We start from the raw sequence: 14,869 nt of genomic DNA, 5'->3' as shown, positions 1-14,869 counted from the left end.
TTCAGTAGGCGAGCCGCGCCAGCGGCACCTCCAGGCGCAGGGTCAGCCCCTCCCGCGCCCAGTCCTGCCGGATGGTGCCGCCGAGCTGGGTGATGGCGCCCCGCTCCGCCAGGATGGTGCCGAAGCCGCGCCGCTCCGGCGGCCCCTCCACCTCCGGCCCGCCGCGCTCCTGCCAGGTGAGGCCGAAGCGCTCGCCGAGCCGCTCCCCGGTGATGGCGACGCCGCCTTCCGGCCGCGACAGCGCGCCGTACTTCGCCGCATTGGTCGCCAGCTCGTGCAGGATCAGCGCCAGGGAGGTCGCCGCCTTCACCCCGACCGGCACGTCGTCGCCGCCAAGCTGCATCCGTCCCGCCTCCTCCGCCCCATAGGGCGCGAGCAGGGTGGCGAGCAGCCCCCTCAACGTCGTCCCGCCCTCGGCCGGCTGCGCCTCGCCGTTATGCGGCCGCACATAGTCATGCGCCCGCGCCAGGGCCTGCAGACGGCGGCGGAGGGTGGCGGCGAAGCCCTTCACCTCGGCCGAGGCGCCGGAGGCGGAGAGCGAGACCATCCCGCCGATCACGGTGAAGATGTTCTTGATCCGATGCGACAGCTCCTTCGCCAGAAGCTCCTGCCCCTCCTCGGCCCGCTTGCGCTCGGTGATGTCCACCACGGCGCCGGAGAAGCGGGCCGGCCGCCCCTCTGCATCCTGGGCGCAACGGCCGCGCGCAACCACCCAGCGCGTCTCGCCGCCGGGCGGGTGTACCCGGTACTCGGCCTCGAAGGCGTCGCCCGTCGCCATCGCCTGCTCGATCTGCTGCCGCACCCGGTCCCGGTCCGCCGGCTCCACCGCCTCGAACAGCAGGGCGATCGGCACCCCGGTCGCCATCGCCGCCGGATCCTGGCCGAACATCCGCGCATAGCCCGCATCCGCGGTGATGCGGTCCGCCGGCACGTCCCAGACGAAGGTGCCGATCATCTCCGCCGCGCCCAGCGCCAGGCGCAGCCGCTCCTCGCTGAGGCGGAGCTTCTCCTCGGTCGCCTTGATGTCCTCGATATCGGTGCAGGTGCCGAACCAGCGCTCGATCCTGCCCTGCGCATCGCGCACCGGCATCGCGCGGCCGAGCGTCCAGCGATAGGCGCCATCGGCGCGGCGCAGCCGGTACTCGATCTCGTAGGGCTCGCCCGTCTCCAGCGAATGGCGCCAGCGCTCCCAGGCGCGGGCCTGGTCGTCCGCGTGGAACATGCCGTTCCAGCCCGCGCCATCGGTCGAGCCGAAGGGCACGCCGGTAAACTCGTACCAGCGGGCGTTGTAGTAGTCGTGCAAACCGTCCGGCCTGGTCGACCAGACCATCTGCGGCATCGCGTCCGCCAGCACGCGGAACCGCCGCTCGCTCGCCTCGCGCGCGGCCAGCGCGCGCCGCAGCTCGAGCCGCGCCATCACCTGCCGCGCCAGCACCTGCAAGGCGAAGCCTTGCTGCGCCGCCAGCCCCTCCGGCCGCGGCCGCCGGTCGATGACGCAGAGCGTGCCGAGCGGCAGCCCGTCCTCCGTCTCCAGCAGGGCGCCGGCATAGAAGCGGATATGCGGCGCCGCCGTCACCAGCGGGTTGCCGGCGAAGCGCGGGTCGGTCGCGGTGTCGGGCACGACGAAGAGGCCCGGGTGCAGGATGGCATGGGCACAGATGGAAACGTCGCGCGGAGTCTCCCGCAGCCCGAGCCCCACCTCCGCCTTGAAGAACTGCCGGTCCTCGCCGAGCAGGCTGACGAGCGCGATCGGCGCGTCGCAGAGCTGCGCCGCCAGCTCCACGACCTCGTCGAACTCCCGCTCGGGCGGGGTGTCGAGGACGTTGTAGCTGTCGAGGGCAGAAAGCCGCCTGGCCTCGTCCCAGTCCTGGCCTTGCGACCGGTAAGGCTGGGCCTCGTCCGCCCGGACTTCAAAGGCGTTCATTGCCACATTTCCGATAAAAATCTCAGCCGTACCAATTCGCACTGATTCACTGCTGTGGCGAGAGCTTCGCCCGTAATGTGTCCTCGATCTCAACAGGGTCATACGGCTTGGGGACGAACGGAACCGAGCGCAGCCGGGGCGGCAGTTCCTCCGGCCGGGAGCCGGAGATGAAGGCGAAGGGCAGCCCACGCTCGTGCAGCGCCTCGGCCAGGTCGAAGGTCTTGCCATCCAGCACGTCGATGTCAAGCAGGGCGGCGTCGAAGGAGGTATCGGCGAGCGCGCGCTGGGCCTCGCGCACCGAGGCGGCGAGCGCAACCTGGGCGTGCCCTTCCCCGAGGCTCAGAACGATCTCCTCGAGATCGAGCGCGACCATCGGGTCGTCCTCCACGATCAATATCCGGCGCGCATTCATGATCTTCCCCGACACTCGAGCCCTGCTGCCGAGGGCCAGACCTATTGATACGCGAACGCATTGCCCTCCCCGCCGGCGCCGCGTCATGACGAGCTTGTGACGGTGGATGCGCCCGCATGGGCTGCCGCAGGGTTTCCTTGACGCCTTCCGGCCCGTCATGCCCATGCTCGGGCCAACCGGGCCGGGAGGAGCAGGCAAGGTGGAGGAGGAGGAGCCAGGGATCGTCATCGCCGGGGCCGGCCATGCCGGCGGCTCGGCCGCGGCATTCCTGCGGCAATATGGCTGGAAGGGACCGATCATCCTGATCGGTGAGGAAGCCCTGCTGCCCTACCAACGCCCGCCCCTGTCCAAGGCCTGGCTGAAGCGCGAGGCGACCGCCGACAACCTCGCCCTCCGCCCCGAGCGCTTCTACACACAGCATCGCATTGCCACCCGGCTCGGCACCCGGGTGACGGCGATCGACCGCGCCGCCCGCCGCCTCGCCCTCTCCGATGGCACCACTCTCCCCTATAGCCGGCTGATCCTGGCGACCGGCGCCTCGCCCCGCCGCCTCGGCCTGCCCGGCGAGGCACTCTCCGGCGTGCTGGCGCTCCGCACCGCCGCCGATGCGGATGCCTTGGCCGGCGTGCTCGGCCCCGGCCGGCGCCTCGCCATCATTGGCGGCGGCTATATCGGCCTCGAGGTCGCCGCCTCCGCCCGCGCCCTCGGCGCCTCGGCGGTGGTGATCGAGCGCGAGCCCCGCGTCCTCGCCCGCGTCGCCGGCCATGCCCTGTCCGGCTTCCTCGAAGCCCGCCACCGGGCGGAGGGCGTCGAGCTCCTGCTCGAAGCCGCCGTGGAGACGATCGAAGGCGAGGCCGGCGCCGCCGCCGCGGTCCGCCTCGTCGACGGCCGCCGCATTCCCTGCGACGCGGTCCTCGTCGGCATCGGCGCCGTTCCGAACGACGCCCTCGCCGCCGCCTGCGGCCTCGAGGCCGGCGGCGGCATCACCGTCGATCTCGCCGCCCGCACCTCGGACCCGTTGATCCACGCCATCGGCGACTGCACCCGCCGCCCGCTGCCGCTCTACGGCCGCGAGGCCCGGCTGGAGAGCGTCCCCAACGCCATCGAGCAGGCGAAGCAGGCCGCTGCCGACATCTGCGGCCGCCCGCCGCCGGTGCCGGAGGTGCCCTGGTTCTGGTCGGACCAGTACGACCTCCGCCTGCAGATCGCCGGCCTCGCCTTCGATCCGGCCGAGGCGGTTGTCCGCGGTGAGCCGGAGAGCGGCAGCTTCGCCGTCTTCCACCTCGCCGCCGACCATCGCGTGCTGGCAGTGGAGGCGGTGAACGCGCCGGCCGATTTCATGGCGGGACGCATCCTGGTCTCGAAGCAGCGGCAGGTGGCGCCCCAGCTGCTGCACGACGCCGCGCTGCCGCTCAAGGATCTTGCCATCTGAAGGCAGGGTAGCAGGGAGAAACGACGCGCATGCCGCAGGTCACCTATATCGAGCACAACGGCACCGAGCACCGGATCGAGCTGGAAGCCGGCAAGTCGGTGATGCAGGGCGCCATCGACAACGGCATCCCCGGCATCGATGCCGATTGCGGCGGCGAATGCGCCTGCGCCACCTGCCATGTCTATGTGGACGAGGCCTGGCTGGCGAAATGCGGCACGGCGGGCGAGCAGGAGGCGAGCATGCTGAGCTTCGCCGCGACGGCGGAGCCCAATTCCCGCCTCTCCTGCCAGATCGCCATGTCGCCCGAACTCGATGGCCTCGTCGTCCGCATGCCGGAGGCCCAGCACTAGAACGAAGAAAGAGAGAGGAGCCGGCCATGAACGCCCCCGTCGACCTCGACCACGCCAGCATCGCCGCGACCACGCCGCTCGACCGGCTGGACCCGAGCAACCCGGCGATCTTCCGCGACGATGCCTGGCAGCCCTATTTCGCCCGGCTGCGCCGCGAGGCGCCGGTGCACTACACGGCCGAGAGCATGTTCGGCCCCTTCTGGTCGGTCTCCACCTACAAGGAGATCATGCAGTGCGAGCTGGCGCACAAGGTGCTGTCCTCCGACAGCCTCCATGGCGGCATCACCATCCGCGACCGCGACAAGTCGCTGCGCCTGCCGATGTTCATCGCCATGGACCCGCCGCAGCATGACGAGCAGCGGAAGGTGGTGCAGCCCATCGTCGCCCCCGCCAACCTGGCGAAGCTCGAGCACATGATCCGCGAGCGCGCCATCCGCATCCTCGAAGGATTGCCGCGCAACGAGACCTTCAACTGGGTGGACCGCGTCTCCATCGAGCTGACGGTCTCCATGCTGGCGACGCTCTTCGACTTCCCGCAGGAGGAACGGCGCAAGCTCTCCCACTGGTCGGACTGCGCGACGGCGCTGCCCATGCCGGGCGGGCTGATCGAGAACGAGGAGCAGCGCGAGGCCGTCTTCGCCGAGATGCTCGGCGCCTTCACGAAGCTCTGGAACGAGCGGGTGAATGCCGATCCGCGCCCCGATCTCATCTCCATGCTCGCCCATGGCGAGGCGACGCGGAACATGACGCCGCGCGAATTCATGGGCAACCTGATCCTGCTGATCGTCGGCGGCAACGACACCACGCGCAATTCGATCAGCGGCGGCGTGCTCTTCCTCAACGAGAACCCGGCGGAATACGACAAGCTCCGCGCCAACCCCGCGCTGATCGAGACCATGGTGCCGGAGATCATCCGCTATCAGACGCCGCTCGCCCATATGCGCCGCACCGCGACGGCGGATTTCGAGGTCGGCGGCAAGACCATCCGCGCCGGCGACAAGGTCATCATGTGGTACATCAGCGGCAACCGCGACGAAGCCGCGATCGACCAGCCTGACCGCTTCATCATCGACCGGGCACGGCCGCGCGGGCACCTGTCCTTCGGCTTCGGCATCCACCGCTGCGTCGGCAACCGCCTCGCCGAATTGCAGCTCAAGATCCTCTGGGAGGAAATCCTGAAGCGCTTCCCGCGGATCGAGGTGGTAGGTCCCGCGGAGCGCACCTACTCCGCCTTCGTCCACGGCATCACCAACCTGCCGGTCCGCATCCCCGGCTGAGGCGCGAGGGGGCGGCGGATCGCGCCGCCGCCCCGGTCCGCGTCAGCCCCGCTGGAGCATCATGGCCAGCTCTTCCAGCATGGTGATGTGCTGCTGGATCGACATGCGGGCCAGGACCGCGATGTGCTGCCCATCGGTGCTGCGGTTGGTGTTGTCGAGATAGCCCTGCTGCACCAGCAAGCCTTCCCGATGGCTCAGCAGCTGCCCCTGCACATAGGCGCGGTCGAAGGCCGGGCCCGAGAGGGACTGCAGGCTGGTCAGCACCGCCTGGTGCTCGGCGTCTAGCGGCACCGGCGGCGGGTTCGCCGTGTTGGTGATCACCTGCGCCAGCGCGGTTTGCTCGGCGATCTCGAAGGTGGCGAACTGCTTCACCTTCAGGTTCTCCGACCGCTCCAACGCCAGCTGGCTGGTCTGCTTGGCGAGCGTGCCGTTCATCAGCGTCATCGCCGTGTGCTCGGTCGCGGAGAGGGTGCGCACCGTCCCTGGCGTCACCAGTGGGGCGGTCTGGGCGATGGCGGTCCCGCGCAGCAGCGGCACGGCCGCGCCGGCGGCGGCAAGTCCGAGGATTGCATGGCGTCGGTTCATCGGTTCGGCTCCGTTTGGCTGTGGCCGGCGCGCAACGCGCCGCCTCTTTCGCGCAAACGGGCCGGTCCGCCGGGGGTTCATCCACTCCTGCGAACGAACCCCCGAAACCCGCTACCCCGCGACCCTGTACGGCAGCCGCTTCGTCAAGCCCTCGCACCGCGCACCAGCCGCCCGGGCAGCGCCCCGGTCGGCTCGCCCTCGCGCGAGACGACCTCGCCATGCACGATCGTCGCCACATACCCTTCCGCCGTCTGCACCAGCCGCTTGCCGCCGGCCGGCAGGTCGTAGCGCAGCTCCGGCACGCGGATCTGCAGGCGGTCATAGTCGATGACGTTGAGGTCCGCCCGCTTGCCGACCGCGATCAGCCCCCGGTCCGCCAGCCCCAGCGCCAGCGCATTGTCCCGCGTCAGCCGCCGCACCGCGAAGGGCAGCGGCAGCTTCGGCCCCCGCACCCGGTCCCGCGTCCAATAGGCCAGCATATGCGTCGTCGAGGAGCTGTCGCAGATGATGCTCACATGCGCCCCGCCATCGCCGAGCCCCATCAGCGTCTGCGGATGCTCGACCATCTCCCGCACCGCCTCCAGGTCGCGGTCGGCATAGTTGATGATCGGCCGGTTGAGGATCGCCTTGCCGTCCCGCTCCATCATCCAGTCCCAGCACAGCTCGGCCGGATCCCGGCCCTGCTGCGCCGCGATGGCGCCGACGCTGGTCTCAGGCCGCGGCTCGTAATCCGGCGGGTCGCCGAGGCGGAAGATCATGTCCCAGACATTCAGCCGGTCCCGCAGCGCCGGGTCCGGCACCTCCTCGGCGAGGATGCGCGCCTTGAAGGCCGGGTCGCGCAGGACCTTCATCTTCTCGGCGAAGGGCAGCCTCGCCACCGCCTGCCAGGAAGGCCGCGCCATGAAGGGGTGCTGCGACAGCTCGAAGCCGAACATCAGCCCGACCGGCCGCGCCATCACCTGCCCCGTCATCGGCACGCCCGCCGCATTCGCCGCCTCGATCTTCTCCAGCAGGAAGCGCCAGAGCCAGGGCCGACTCTCCCGTTGCAGCAGCGAGAAGGTCATCGGCCGCCCCGAGGCCGCGGCAATCCGCTGCAGCCGCGCGAACTCGTCCTCCGGCTCGTCGAAGTCGGAGATGACCTGCAGCCAGCTCGCCCCGGCCTCGCCCGCCGCGCGGCCGATCGCCTCCAGCTCCGGCTCGGGCGTGCCGAGGGTCGGCGTATGGGTCCCATCCAGCGTCTTGTGCGCGATCGCGCGCGAGGTGGAGAAGCCGAGCGCCCCGGCGCGGATGCCCTCGGCGGCCAGCCGCGCCATCTCGGCAATCTCCTCCGGCGTCGCCTCGGCATAGGCCGCCGCCCGGCTGCCCATCACATGCACCCGCAGCGGCGCGTGGCACACCTGGGTCGCCACATCCATGTCGTAGCGCCGGCTGCCGAGCACATCGAGGAATTGCGGGAAGGTCTCCCAATTCCAGGGCAGCCCCTCTGTCAGCACCACCTCCGGCAGGTCCTCGACCCCCTCCATCAGCTTCACCAGGGCCTCGCGCGCCTCCGGCCGGCAGGGCGCGAAGCCGACGCCGCAATTGCCGATCAGCGCCGTCGTCACGCCGTTGAGCGAGGAGCTGTCGAGCCGGCTGCTCCAGGTCGCCTGCGCATCGTAATGGGTGTGGATGTCGACGAAGCCCGGGGTGACGATCATCCCCTTGGCATCGATCTCCTCCGCTCCCCGCGCGGCGACCTTGCCGATCTCGAGGATATGCCCCCCGCCCACGGCGATATCCGCCTCATAGGGCTCGCCGCCACTGCCATCGACGATGGTTCCGCGGCGGATGACGAGGCTGGGCTCCATGGCGGCTTCCTCCGGTGCTTTGCCCGCAGCCTTGGTCGGGCGACCGCCCATGTCAACCATGGCGCGGCCCTTGCTAGCATCCCGGCATCAGGAGCCCACCGATGCCCGCACCGCGCACCCTTCTCGACCTGGAACAGGACGTCACCCGCGACCTGGAGCTGACCGCCCATCCCCGCGCCCCCTGGCTCGTGCCGAAGACCTGCGGCGGCGCTCCGGTGCTGGATGCGCTCATCATCGGCGCCGGCCAGGGCGGCCTCGCCGTCGCCCATGCCCTGAGGCGGGACAAGGTGGAGAACATCCTCGTCGTCGACCGCGCTCCCGAGGGCCGCGAAGGCCCCTGGGTCACCTATGCCCGCATGCGGACGCTGCGCAGCTGGAAGACGCAGACCGGCCCGGACCTGCGCCTCCCCGCCCTCACCTACCAGGCCTGGCACGAGGCGCAGTTCGGGCCTGCGCATTTCGAGGCGATGACCTGGATCCCGAAGGAGCTCTGGCAGGACTACCTGCTCTGGTTCCGCCGCGTCACCGGCATCCCCGTCCGCAACGGCGTCTCGGCCGGCGCCATCACCCCGGCACGCACCGATGACGGCCTGCCCTGCCTCCGCATCGAGGGCAGCGATGGCCCGATCCTCGCCCGCAAGGTCGTCATCGCCACCGGCCAGGAAGGCGTCGGCGCCTGGTGGATGCCCGATTTTGTCAGCGGCCTACCGAAGCCGCTCCGCGCCCATGCCAGCGAGGCGATCGACTTCGCCGCGTTGCGCGGCAAGGTGGTCGCCGTGCTCGGCGCCGGCGCCTCCGCCTTCGACAACGCCGCGACGGCGCTGGAAGCCGGCGCCGCCGAGGTCCATCTCTTCTGCCGCCGGGCGGAGCCGATGATCATCCAGCCCTATCGCTGGCTGACCTTCGCCGGCTTCCTCCGCCACATGCACGAGATGAGCGACGAGTGGCGCTGGCGCTTCATGAGCTACATCCTCGGCCTGCGCGAGGGCTTCCCGCAGGACACCTACAGCCGCGTCCTCGCCTTCCCCAACTTCACCATGCATGTCGGCCGCCCCTGGACCGATGCCCGCGCCGAGGGTGGCCGCGCCATCCTCTCGACCGAACGCGGCCCCTTCGCCGCCGACTACCTGATCTGCGGCACCGGCGCCCGGATGGACCCCGCCCTGGTCCCGGAACTCGCCGCCTGCGCCCACAACATCGCCCAGTGGCGTGACCGCTATGCGCCCCCGCCCGGCGAGACCCCGCCCGAACTTGCCGGGCGCCTCGGCGGCTTCCCCTACCTCGCCCCCGACAGCAGCTTCCTCGAACGCCGCGTCGGCGAGACGCCCTGGATCCGCGACATCCACCTCTTCGGCATCGGCACCAGCCTCTCCTTCGGCCCCGCGGGCGCCTCGATCAATGCGATGAGCATCGCCGCGCCGCGCGTCGCCGCCGGGGTGACGCGCGGCCTGTTCGAGGCCGACCTGCCGCGGCTCTACGAGGACCTGCTCGCCTACGACATCCCGCAGGTGACGCTAGACCCCGGGCGCATCGCCGCCGATTAGCGGGTCTACAAGCCGACCTCCCGCAGGAAGGACCGTGACGGCGCGAAGAAATACTCGCCGCCCTGCATCCGCACGAAATCCGCGAAGGAGAAGGGCACCATCGGCTTGCCCTCTCCCGCCGGCCAGAGCTGCGTCCGCGCCGCTTCGTCCCCGCCCTGGCCGATCACCGGGTCGATGCCGGTCGGCACCTCGCCCGGCGCCAGGCCGCGCAGGAAGCGCGGGTTGTTGGCCCAGACCTGCTGGGTGAACTCGAACTGCCCCTCGATGCTCGCCATATAGGCCATGAAGAGCAGCCCGACCTCGCCCTCCGGCTCCTGCCCCGCATCCGCCTCGAAGTCGCGCACCCCATCGCCGAAGGGGATGCCCCGCCGCGCCATGATGTGGCTCCGCTCCGCCGGCGCCTCGGGCGGCAGCTTCGGGGTGCTTTCCCCGCGCGGGTTGGTCTTGCGGATATGCGCCTGGAAGGGGCAGCGCATCCCCTCCGGGTCGTTGGCATAGCTGAAATTATTGGGCGGCGCCGCCTCCGTCGCATTGTCGGAGAGCACCACCGGCGTCCCATCCTCGAACCGCCCGACCGCCATGGCACCGGCCCGCGCCGCTTTCGTTCCGGTCAGGCCGAGCGCCTCGGCCAGCGCCTCCTCCCGCCGCTTGAAGGCCCGCACCCGCTGCTCCAGCTTGCGGAAGACGAAGTAGCTGCCCGCCCCCAGCTCGGTCCTGGCATTCGGGTCCGCCAGGATGAATTGCGAGGGCGGGAAGGCCGGGTCGAAGCCGGTATCGGCCCCGGCCGGCGCGGGCTCTTCCGCATAGGCCGCCGCCTCCCGCTTCAGATCCTCGGCGAGGAAGAGCGGCTGGCTGCGGCCATCGACATAGCCGAAATGCTCGACGCCCTCGGCCGGGCCGCCGGGACGGAAGGTGCGGAACTGCGCCCGCCCCCGCTCCACCCCGAGCACCCTCGCCCCGCTGCCGTTCAGCCAGCCCTCGGCCGCCTCCAGGTCGCGCGTCACCGCCTCGAAGCTGGAATTCGCCAGCAGGATCATCGCATCCGGCGCCGGGTTGCCGGGCCGCCAGGCGCCTTCGCCCCACTCCTCCGCCGGCGGGTCCGCGAGGGCCACCTGCCGCGCGCGCATCCCCGCCTGGAAGGCCGCATCTCCCGGCATCGTCGCCAGGTTGCCGAGCGCCCGATAGGCCCCGGCGCCGAGCAGCAGGCAGCGCACCGGCCCGCCGTCGAAGCCCGGCCCGGCGCTGGACCGCGCGGTGCAGAGCTGCTGCAGGGCGGAGGTGACATAGCCCGACAGGTCGCGCAGCAGCCGCGCCACCGCCTGCGCCCCCATGCCCTCGAAGCTGACGAAGATGTTGCCGGTGAAGTGCCGGCCATGCCCCTTCAGAATATTCGCCTGAAGGTCGCGCAGGAAATGCCGCATATCCGGGTCCGTCGCCTGCGACATCCAGCGGATCGGCGATTGCAGCAGAGTGTTGAGATCGGTCATGGCAAGTCCTTCCCTCCCTGGCAACAAGGCAGGCGGCACGCCCCATCCGGCCCCGCAGGCCGGTGTCCGTCATCGATCATCGAGATAGGGCAAGGCACTCCGGCGCCCACCGCGCCACCGGTCAAGGCCGGCGGCTATTGTGATTTGCAGCGGCACGGAGGGGGTTTGTACATCGAATACTTCACGGCAACGCAGCCGTGACAAACATTGCGTTGCATGCGGCGGGGATCCATGCAGGACGCCTCACGCCCTGCCGACCCAACTCAGCCGGGGAGACGAATCCCGCCCGTCTGATCCGCCTCGCCGAATTGCAGCGCCGCCAAGCGCGCATAGAGCCCGCCCTCGCTCACCAGCGCCGCATGGGTCCCGCTGGCGACGATCCGCCCGCCCTCCAGCACGACGATGCGGTCCGCCTGCCGCACCGTCGCCAGCCGGTGCGCGACGACGAGCGTCGTCCGCCCGCGTGCCAGCCGCTCCAGCGCTCCCTGCACCGCGCGCTCGCTCTCGGCATCCAGCGCGCTCGTCGCCTCGTCCAGCAGCAGCACCGCCGGGTCGCGGAGGATAGCCCGCGCGATCGCCACCCGCTGCCGCTGCCCGCCGGAGAGCATCACCCCCCGCGTGCCGAGATGCGTATCGAGCCCATCCGGCAGCGCCTCAAGGAAGTCGGCCGCCGCCGCCCGCATCGCCGCCTCGATCTCGGCATCCGTCGCATCCGGCCGCCCGAAGCGGATATTCTCCCGCGCCGTCGTGCTGAAGATCACCGGGTCCTGCGGCACCAGCCCCAGCCGCCCGCGCAGCGCCGCCGGGTCGAGCCGCGCGATATCCACGCCATCCAGCCGGATGCGCCCCGCCTGCGGGTCGTAGAAGCGCAGCAGCAACTGCAGCACCGTCGTCTTCCCCGCCCCGGAGGGCCCGACCAGCGCCACCGTCTCCCCCGGCGCCACGTCGAGCGAGAAGCCGTCGAGCGCCGCCCGATCCGGCCGCGTCGGATAGTGGAACACCACCTCCTCGAAGCCGATCCGCCCGCGCGCCGGCGGCAGAACCAGCGGCGCCGCCGGCGCGGTGACGGCCGGCCGCTCCGCCAGCACCTCCAGCAGCCGCTCCGCCGCCCCCGCCGCCCGCTGGATCTCGCCCCAGACCTCGCTGAGGCTCGCCCCGGAACTCGCCAGCAGCACGGCATAGAGGATGAAGGCCGAAAGCTCGCCCCCCGTCATCCGGCCTGCGATCACATCCTGCCCGCCGACCCAGAGCGCGAAGGTGACGGCCCCGAAGCCCAGCAGGATGACGACGAGGATCAGCAGCGCCCGCGTCCCGATCCGCCGCAGCGCCGCCCCGACCGACTCCTCGACCTGCCCCGCATAGCGCGCGCGGTCCACCGGCTCATGGGTGAAGGCCTGCACGGTCCGCAGCCCGTTCAGCACTTCCTCCGCGGTATGCCCGAGATCGGCGACGCGCTCCTGCGCCACGCGCGACAGTCGCCGCTCCCGCCGCCCGAAGCCGATCATCGGCAGCACCACCATCGGCACGACGATGGCGACGATCCCGGCGAGCTTCGGGCTCGTCACCAGCAGCATGGCGAAGGCGCCCGTGCCGGTCAGGATGTTGCGGATGCCCAGCGAGATGGCGGAGCCGGTCAGCGATTGCAGCAGGGCGATGTCCGCCGTGAGCCGCGACAGCAGGTCGCCCGTCCGCGCTCGCTCGTAATAGGCGGGCGTGAGCGTCAGCAGATGCTCGAAGACGCGCCGCCTGAGATCGGCCGCGACCCGCTCCCCCAGCCAGGACATGAGGAAGAACCGCCCGCAGGTGGCGATGGCCAGCGCCGCCACCACGCCGAACAGCACCAGCGCCGTCCGGTCGAGCGCCGCCCCGCTGCCGGCGGCAAAGCCCTCATCGACGAGGTGCCGCAGCCCCTGCCCCAGCCCGAGGGTCAGCCCCGCCGCCGCCACCAGCGCCAGCCCGGCCAACGCCACCCGCCCGCGATAGGGCCGCAGATAGGGCAGCAGCAGGCCGAGCGAGGCGAGCCGGTCGAACACTCAGAGGATGTAGCGGCTGAGATCGGCGCTGCCCGCGAGCGGCGCCACCTTCTCCCGCACATACTCCGCCGTCACTGGCACCTGCTCCCCGGGCCGGTCGCTGGCGGTGAAGGAGATCTCCTCCAGCAGCCGCTCCATCACCGTCGCCAGCCGCCGCGCGCCGATATTCTCGACGCGCGCATTGATGTCGGTGGCAAGGTCGGCGATCGCCTCCACCGCATCGGCATGGATGTCGAGCGTCAGCCCCTCCGTCCCGAGCAGCGCGGTGTACTGCTTGATGAGCGAATGCTCCGGCTCGGTCAGGATGCGCCGCATGTCGTCCCGCGTCAGCGCGCCGAGCTCGACGCGGATCGGCAGGCGGCCCTGCAGCTCCGGCAGCAGGTCGGAGGGCTTCGCCAGGTGGAAGGCGCCCGAGGCGATGAAGAGGATGTGGTCCGTCTTCACCGGCCCATGCTTGGTGGTGACGGTCGTGCCCTCGATCAGCGGCAGCAGGTCGCGCTGCACGCCCTCGCGCGAGACATCGCCGCCGCGCACGCCTCCCTCGCTGGCGCGGGCCACCTTGTCGATCTCGTCGAGGAAGACGATGCCGTTGTTCTCGGCATTGGCGATGGCCTCGCGGGTCAGCGCCTCCTGGTCGACGAGCTTGTCCGCCTCGTCCTTGATCAGCGCGGCGCGGGCCTCGGCCACCGTCATCTTGCGCGGCTTGGTCCTGCCGCCGAACATCTTGCCGAGCATGTCCTGCATGTTCTGCATCTGCATGCCCTGCGCGCCCGGCAGGTCGATCATGCCGATCGGCATGCCGTTGCCCTGGTCGGCGACCTGCACCTCCACCTCGCGCGTCTCGAGCTGGCCCTCGCGCAGCATCCGGCGGAACTTCATCCGCGTCTCGCCCGAGGCGCCCTCGCCGACGAGCGCCGTCACCAGCCGCTCCTCCGCCGCCAGCTCGGCCTTGGCCTGAACGCCGCGACGCGAAGCCTCCCGCGTCTGGGTGATGCTTACCTCGATCAGGTCGCGGATGATGCTGTCCACGTCGCGGCCGACATAGCCGACCTCGGTGAACTTGGTCGCCTCGACCTTGAGGAAGGGCGCGTTGGCGAGCTTGGCCAGCCGCCTTGCGATCTCCGTCTTGCCGCAGCCGGTCGGCCCGATCATCAGGATGTTCTTCGGCACCACCTCTTCCCGCATGGCATCGGGAAGCTGCTGCCGCCGCCAGCGGTTGCGCAGCGCGATGGCGACCGCGCGCTTGGCGTCGTTCTGCCCGATGATGTAGCGGTCGAGCTCGGAGACGATCTCACGCGGCGAGAGGTTAACGGTTTCCGTGCTCATCTCAGGCCGCTTCCAGGGTTTCGACGACGATGTTGCCGTTGGTGTAGACGCAGATATCGCCGGCGATCGTCATCGCCCGGCGCACGATGTCCTCGGCCGAGAGCCCCTCGACCGGCAGCAGGGCGCGGGCCGCGGCGAGGGCGAAATTGCCGCCCGAGCCGATGCCGATCACGGCATCCTCCGGCTCCAGCACATCGCCCTGCCCGGTCAGCAGCAGGCTCCGCTTGGCGTCGGCGACCGAGAGCAAGGCCTCCAGCCGGCGCAGGTAGCGGTCGCTCCGCCAGTCCTTGGCAAGCTCTACGCAGGCGCGCTCCAGCTGGTCGGGGAAGCGCTCCAGCTTCGCCTCCAGCCGCTCCAGCAGGGTGAAGGCATCCGCCGTGGCGCCGGCGAAGCCCGCCAGCACGCGCCCGCCGGCGATCCGCCGGACCTTCCGCGCATTGCCCTTGACGACGGTCTGCCCGAGCGAGACCTGCCCGTCGCCCGCCATGGCGACGAGCCCGCCCTTGCGGACCGAGAGGATGGTGGTGCCGTGCCAGCCGACGAGGTCGGGCGCGGCATGGGGAGAATGGTTCGACATAACCGCCGATGTGGCCCTTTGCCGCGCCCGGGGCAACTACCCCCGCCGGATGGCAGGGCGGCGAACCCCATCCTC

Annotated in this window: 12 protein-coding genes; 4 read left to right on the top strand and 8 right to left on the bottom strand. The window is 70.9% G+C overall.

The window, feature by feature from the left end:
- Position 1 precedes the first annotated feature (1 nt).
- Both JMJ56_RS25125 and JMJ56_RS25120 read right to left on the bottom strand, forming a co-directional pair.
- Positions 2 to 1,924: a PAS domain-containing protein gene (locus tag JMJ56_RS25125; protein ID WP_202834503.1), complete on the bottom strand. Its 1,923-nt coding sequence runs from the start codon at positions 1,922 to 1,924 to the stop codon at positions 2 to 4.
- A gap of 46 nt (positions 1,925 to 1,970) precedes the next feature.
- Positions 1,971 to 2,297 (bottom strand): response regulator, encoded by a 327-nt coding sequence (locus JMJ56_RS25120; protein WP_202834502.1) that lies wholly within the window; start codon positions 2,295 to 2,297, stop codon positions 1,971 to 1,973.
- A 238-nt stretch (positions 2,298 to 2,535) separates the two neighbouring features.
- Between JMJ56_RS25120 and JMJ56_RS25115 the strand changes: the two genes are divergently transcribed.
- The 3 genes from JMJ56_RS25115 to JMJ56_RS25105 are packed head-to-tail and all read left to right on the top strand — an operon-like array spanning position 2,536 to position 5,395.
- The gene (locus tag JMJ56_RS25115) at positions 2,536 to 3,768 is read left to right on the top strand and encodes an NAD(P)/FAD-dependent oxidoreductase (protein WP_202834501.1); all 1,233 of its coding nucleotides are present in this window, start codon (positions 2,536 to 2,538) and stop codon (positions 3,766 to 3,768) included.
- A gap of 29 nt (positions 3,769 to 3,797) precedes the next feature.
- On the top strand, positions 3,798 to 4,118 hold the full coding sequence (locus tag JMJ56_RS25110; protein ID WP_202834500.1) for a 2Fe-2S iron-sulfur cluster-binding protein: 321 nt from the start codon (positions 3,798 to 3,800) through the stop codon (positions 4,116 to 4,118).
- 26 nt (positions 4,119 to 4,144) lie between these two features.
- Positions 4,145 to 5,395, top strand: a complete 1,251-nt coding sequence (locus JMJ56_RS25105; protein WP_202834499.1) for a cytochrome P450 — start codon at positions 4,145 to 4,147, stop codon at positions 5,393 to 5,395.
- Positions 5,396 to 5,437: 42 nt separating this feature from the next.
- On the opposite strand, the gene JMJ56_RS25100 is transcribed toward JMJ56_RS25105, so the two are convergent.
- Both JMJ56_RS25100 and JMJ56_RS25095 read right to left on the bottom strand, forming a co-directional pair.
- Positions 5,438 to 5,980, bottom strand: coding sequence for a DUF4142 domain-containing protein (locus JMJ56_RS25100; protein WP_202834498.1), 543 nt, complete (start codon positions 5,978 to 5,980; stop codon positions 5,438 to 5,440).
- 143 nt (positions 5,981 to 6,123) lie between these two features.
- Entirely contained in the window at positions 6,124 to 7,827 is a 1,704-nt protein-coding gene (locus tag JMJ56_RS25095; RefSeq protein WP_202834497.1) for an N-acyl-D-amino-acid deacylase family protein, read from the bottom strand.
- 101 nt (positions 7,828 to 7,928) lie between these two features.
- Between JMJ56_RS25095 and JMJ56_RS25090 the strand changes: the two genes are divergently transcribed.
- Entirely contained in the window at positions 7,929 to 9,371 is a 1,443-nt protein-coding gene (locus JMJ56_RS25090) for a flavin-containing monooxygenase (protein WP_202834496.1), read from the top strand.
- 5 nt (positions 9,372 to 9,376) lie between these two features.
- On the opposite strand, the gene JMJ56_RS25085 is transcribed toward JMJ56_RS25090, so the two are convergent.
- The 4 genes from JMJ56_RS25085 to hslV all read right to left on the bottom strand — a co-directional run bounded on the left by JMJ56_RS25085 (position 9,377) and on the right by hslV (position 14,794).
- Positions 9,377 to 10,858, bottom strand: a complete 1,482-nt coding sequence (locus tag JMJ56_RS25085) for a Dyp-type peroxidase (protein ID WP_202834495.1) — start codon at positions 10,856 to 10,858, stop codon at positions 9,377 to 9,379.
- A 263-nt stretch (positions 10,859 to 11,121) separates the two neighbouring features.
- Positions 11,122 to 12,891, bottom strand: coding sequence for an ABC transporter transmembrane domain-containing protein (locus JMJ56_RS25080; RefSeq protein ID WP_202834494.1), 1,770 nt, complete (start codon positions 12,889 to 12,891; stop codon positions 11,122 to 11,124).
- Positions 12,892 to 14,217, bottom strand: a complete 1,326-nt coding sequence (gene hslU / locus JMJ56_RS25075; RefSeq protein WP_202834493.1) for an ATP-dependent protease ATPase subunit HslU — start codon at positions 14,215 to 14,217, stop codon at positions 12,892 to 12,894.
- Between the two features lies 1 nt (position 14,218).
- Positions 14,219 to 14,794: an ATP-dependent protease subunit HslV gene (gene hslV, locus JMJ56_RS25070; RefSeq protein ID WP_202834492.1), complete on the bottom strand. Its 576-nt coding sequence runs from the start codon at positions 14,792 to 14,794 to the stop codon at positions 14,219 to 14,221.
- Between the last annotated feature and the right edge of the window lie 75 nt (positions 14,795 to 14,869).

Source organism: Belnapia arida (assembly GCF_016773205.1).
GTDB classification, from domain to species: Bacteria; Pseudomonadota; Alphaproteobacteria; order Acetobacterales; family Acetobacteraceae; genus Belnapia; species Belnapia arida.
Note: the sequence above shows the minus strand (reverse complement) of the source record. Positions and strands in the feature narration are given on the sequence as shown.

What these genes read in the sequence shown, in the direction of transcription:
- JMJ56_RS25125 (WP_202834503.1), bottom strand. Translation starts at nt 1,924, where the DNA reads ATGAACGCCTTTGAAGTCCGGGCGGACGAGGCCCAGCCTTACCGGTCG.
- JMJ56_RS25120 (WP_202834502.1), bottom strand. Translation starts at nt 2,297, where the DNA reads ATGGTCGCGCTCGATCTCGAGGAGATCGTTCTGAGCCTCGGGGAAGGG.
- JMJ56_RS25110 (WP_202834500.1), top strand. Translation starts at nt 3,798, where the DNA reads ATGCCGCAGGTCACCTATATCGAGCACAACGGCACCGAGCACCGGATC.
- JMJ56_RS25105 (WP_202834499.1), top strand. Translation starts at nt 4,145, where the DNA reads ATGAACGCCCCCGTCGACCTCGACCACGCCAGCATCGCCGCGACCACG.
- JMJ56_RS25100 (WP_202834498.1), bottom strand. Translation starts at nt 5,980, where the DNA reads ATGAACCGACGCCATGCAATCCTCGGACTTGCCGCCGCCGGCGCGGCC.
- JMJ56_RS25095 (WP_202834497.1), bottom strand. Translation starts at nt 7,827, where the DNA reads ATGGAGCCCAGCCTCGTCATCCGCCGCGGAACCATCGTCGATGGCAGT.
- JMJ56_RS25090 (WP_202834496.1), top strand. Translation starts at nt 7,929, where the DNA reads ATGCCCGCACCGCGCACCCTTCTCGACCTGGAACAGGACGTCACCCGC.
- JMJ56_RS25085 (WP_202834495.1), bottom strand. Translation starts at nt 10,858, where the DNA reads ATGACCGATCTCAACACTCTGCTGCAATCGCCGATCCGCTGGATGTCG.
- hslU (WP_202834493.1), bottom strand. Translation starts at nt 14,217, where the DNA reads ATGAGCACGGAAACCGTTAACCTCTCGCCGCGTGAGATCGTCTCCGAG.
- hslV (WP_202834492.1), bottom strand. Translation starts at nt 14,794, where the DNA reads ATGTCGAACCATTCTCCCCATGCCGCGCCCGACCTCGTCGGCTGGCAC.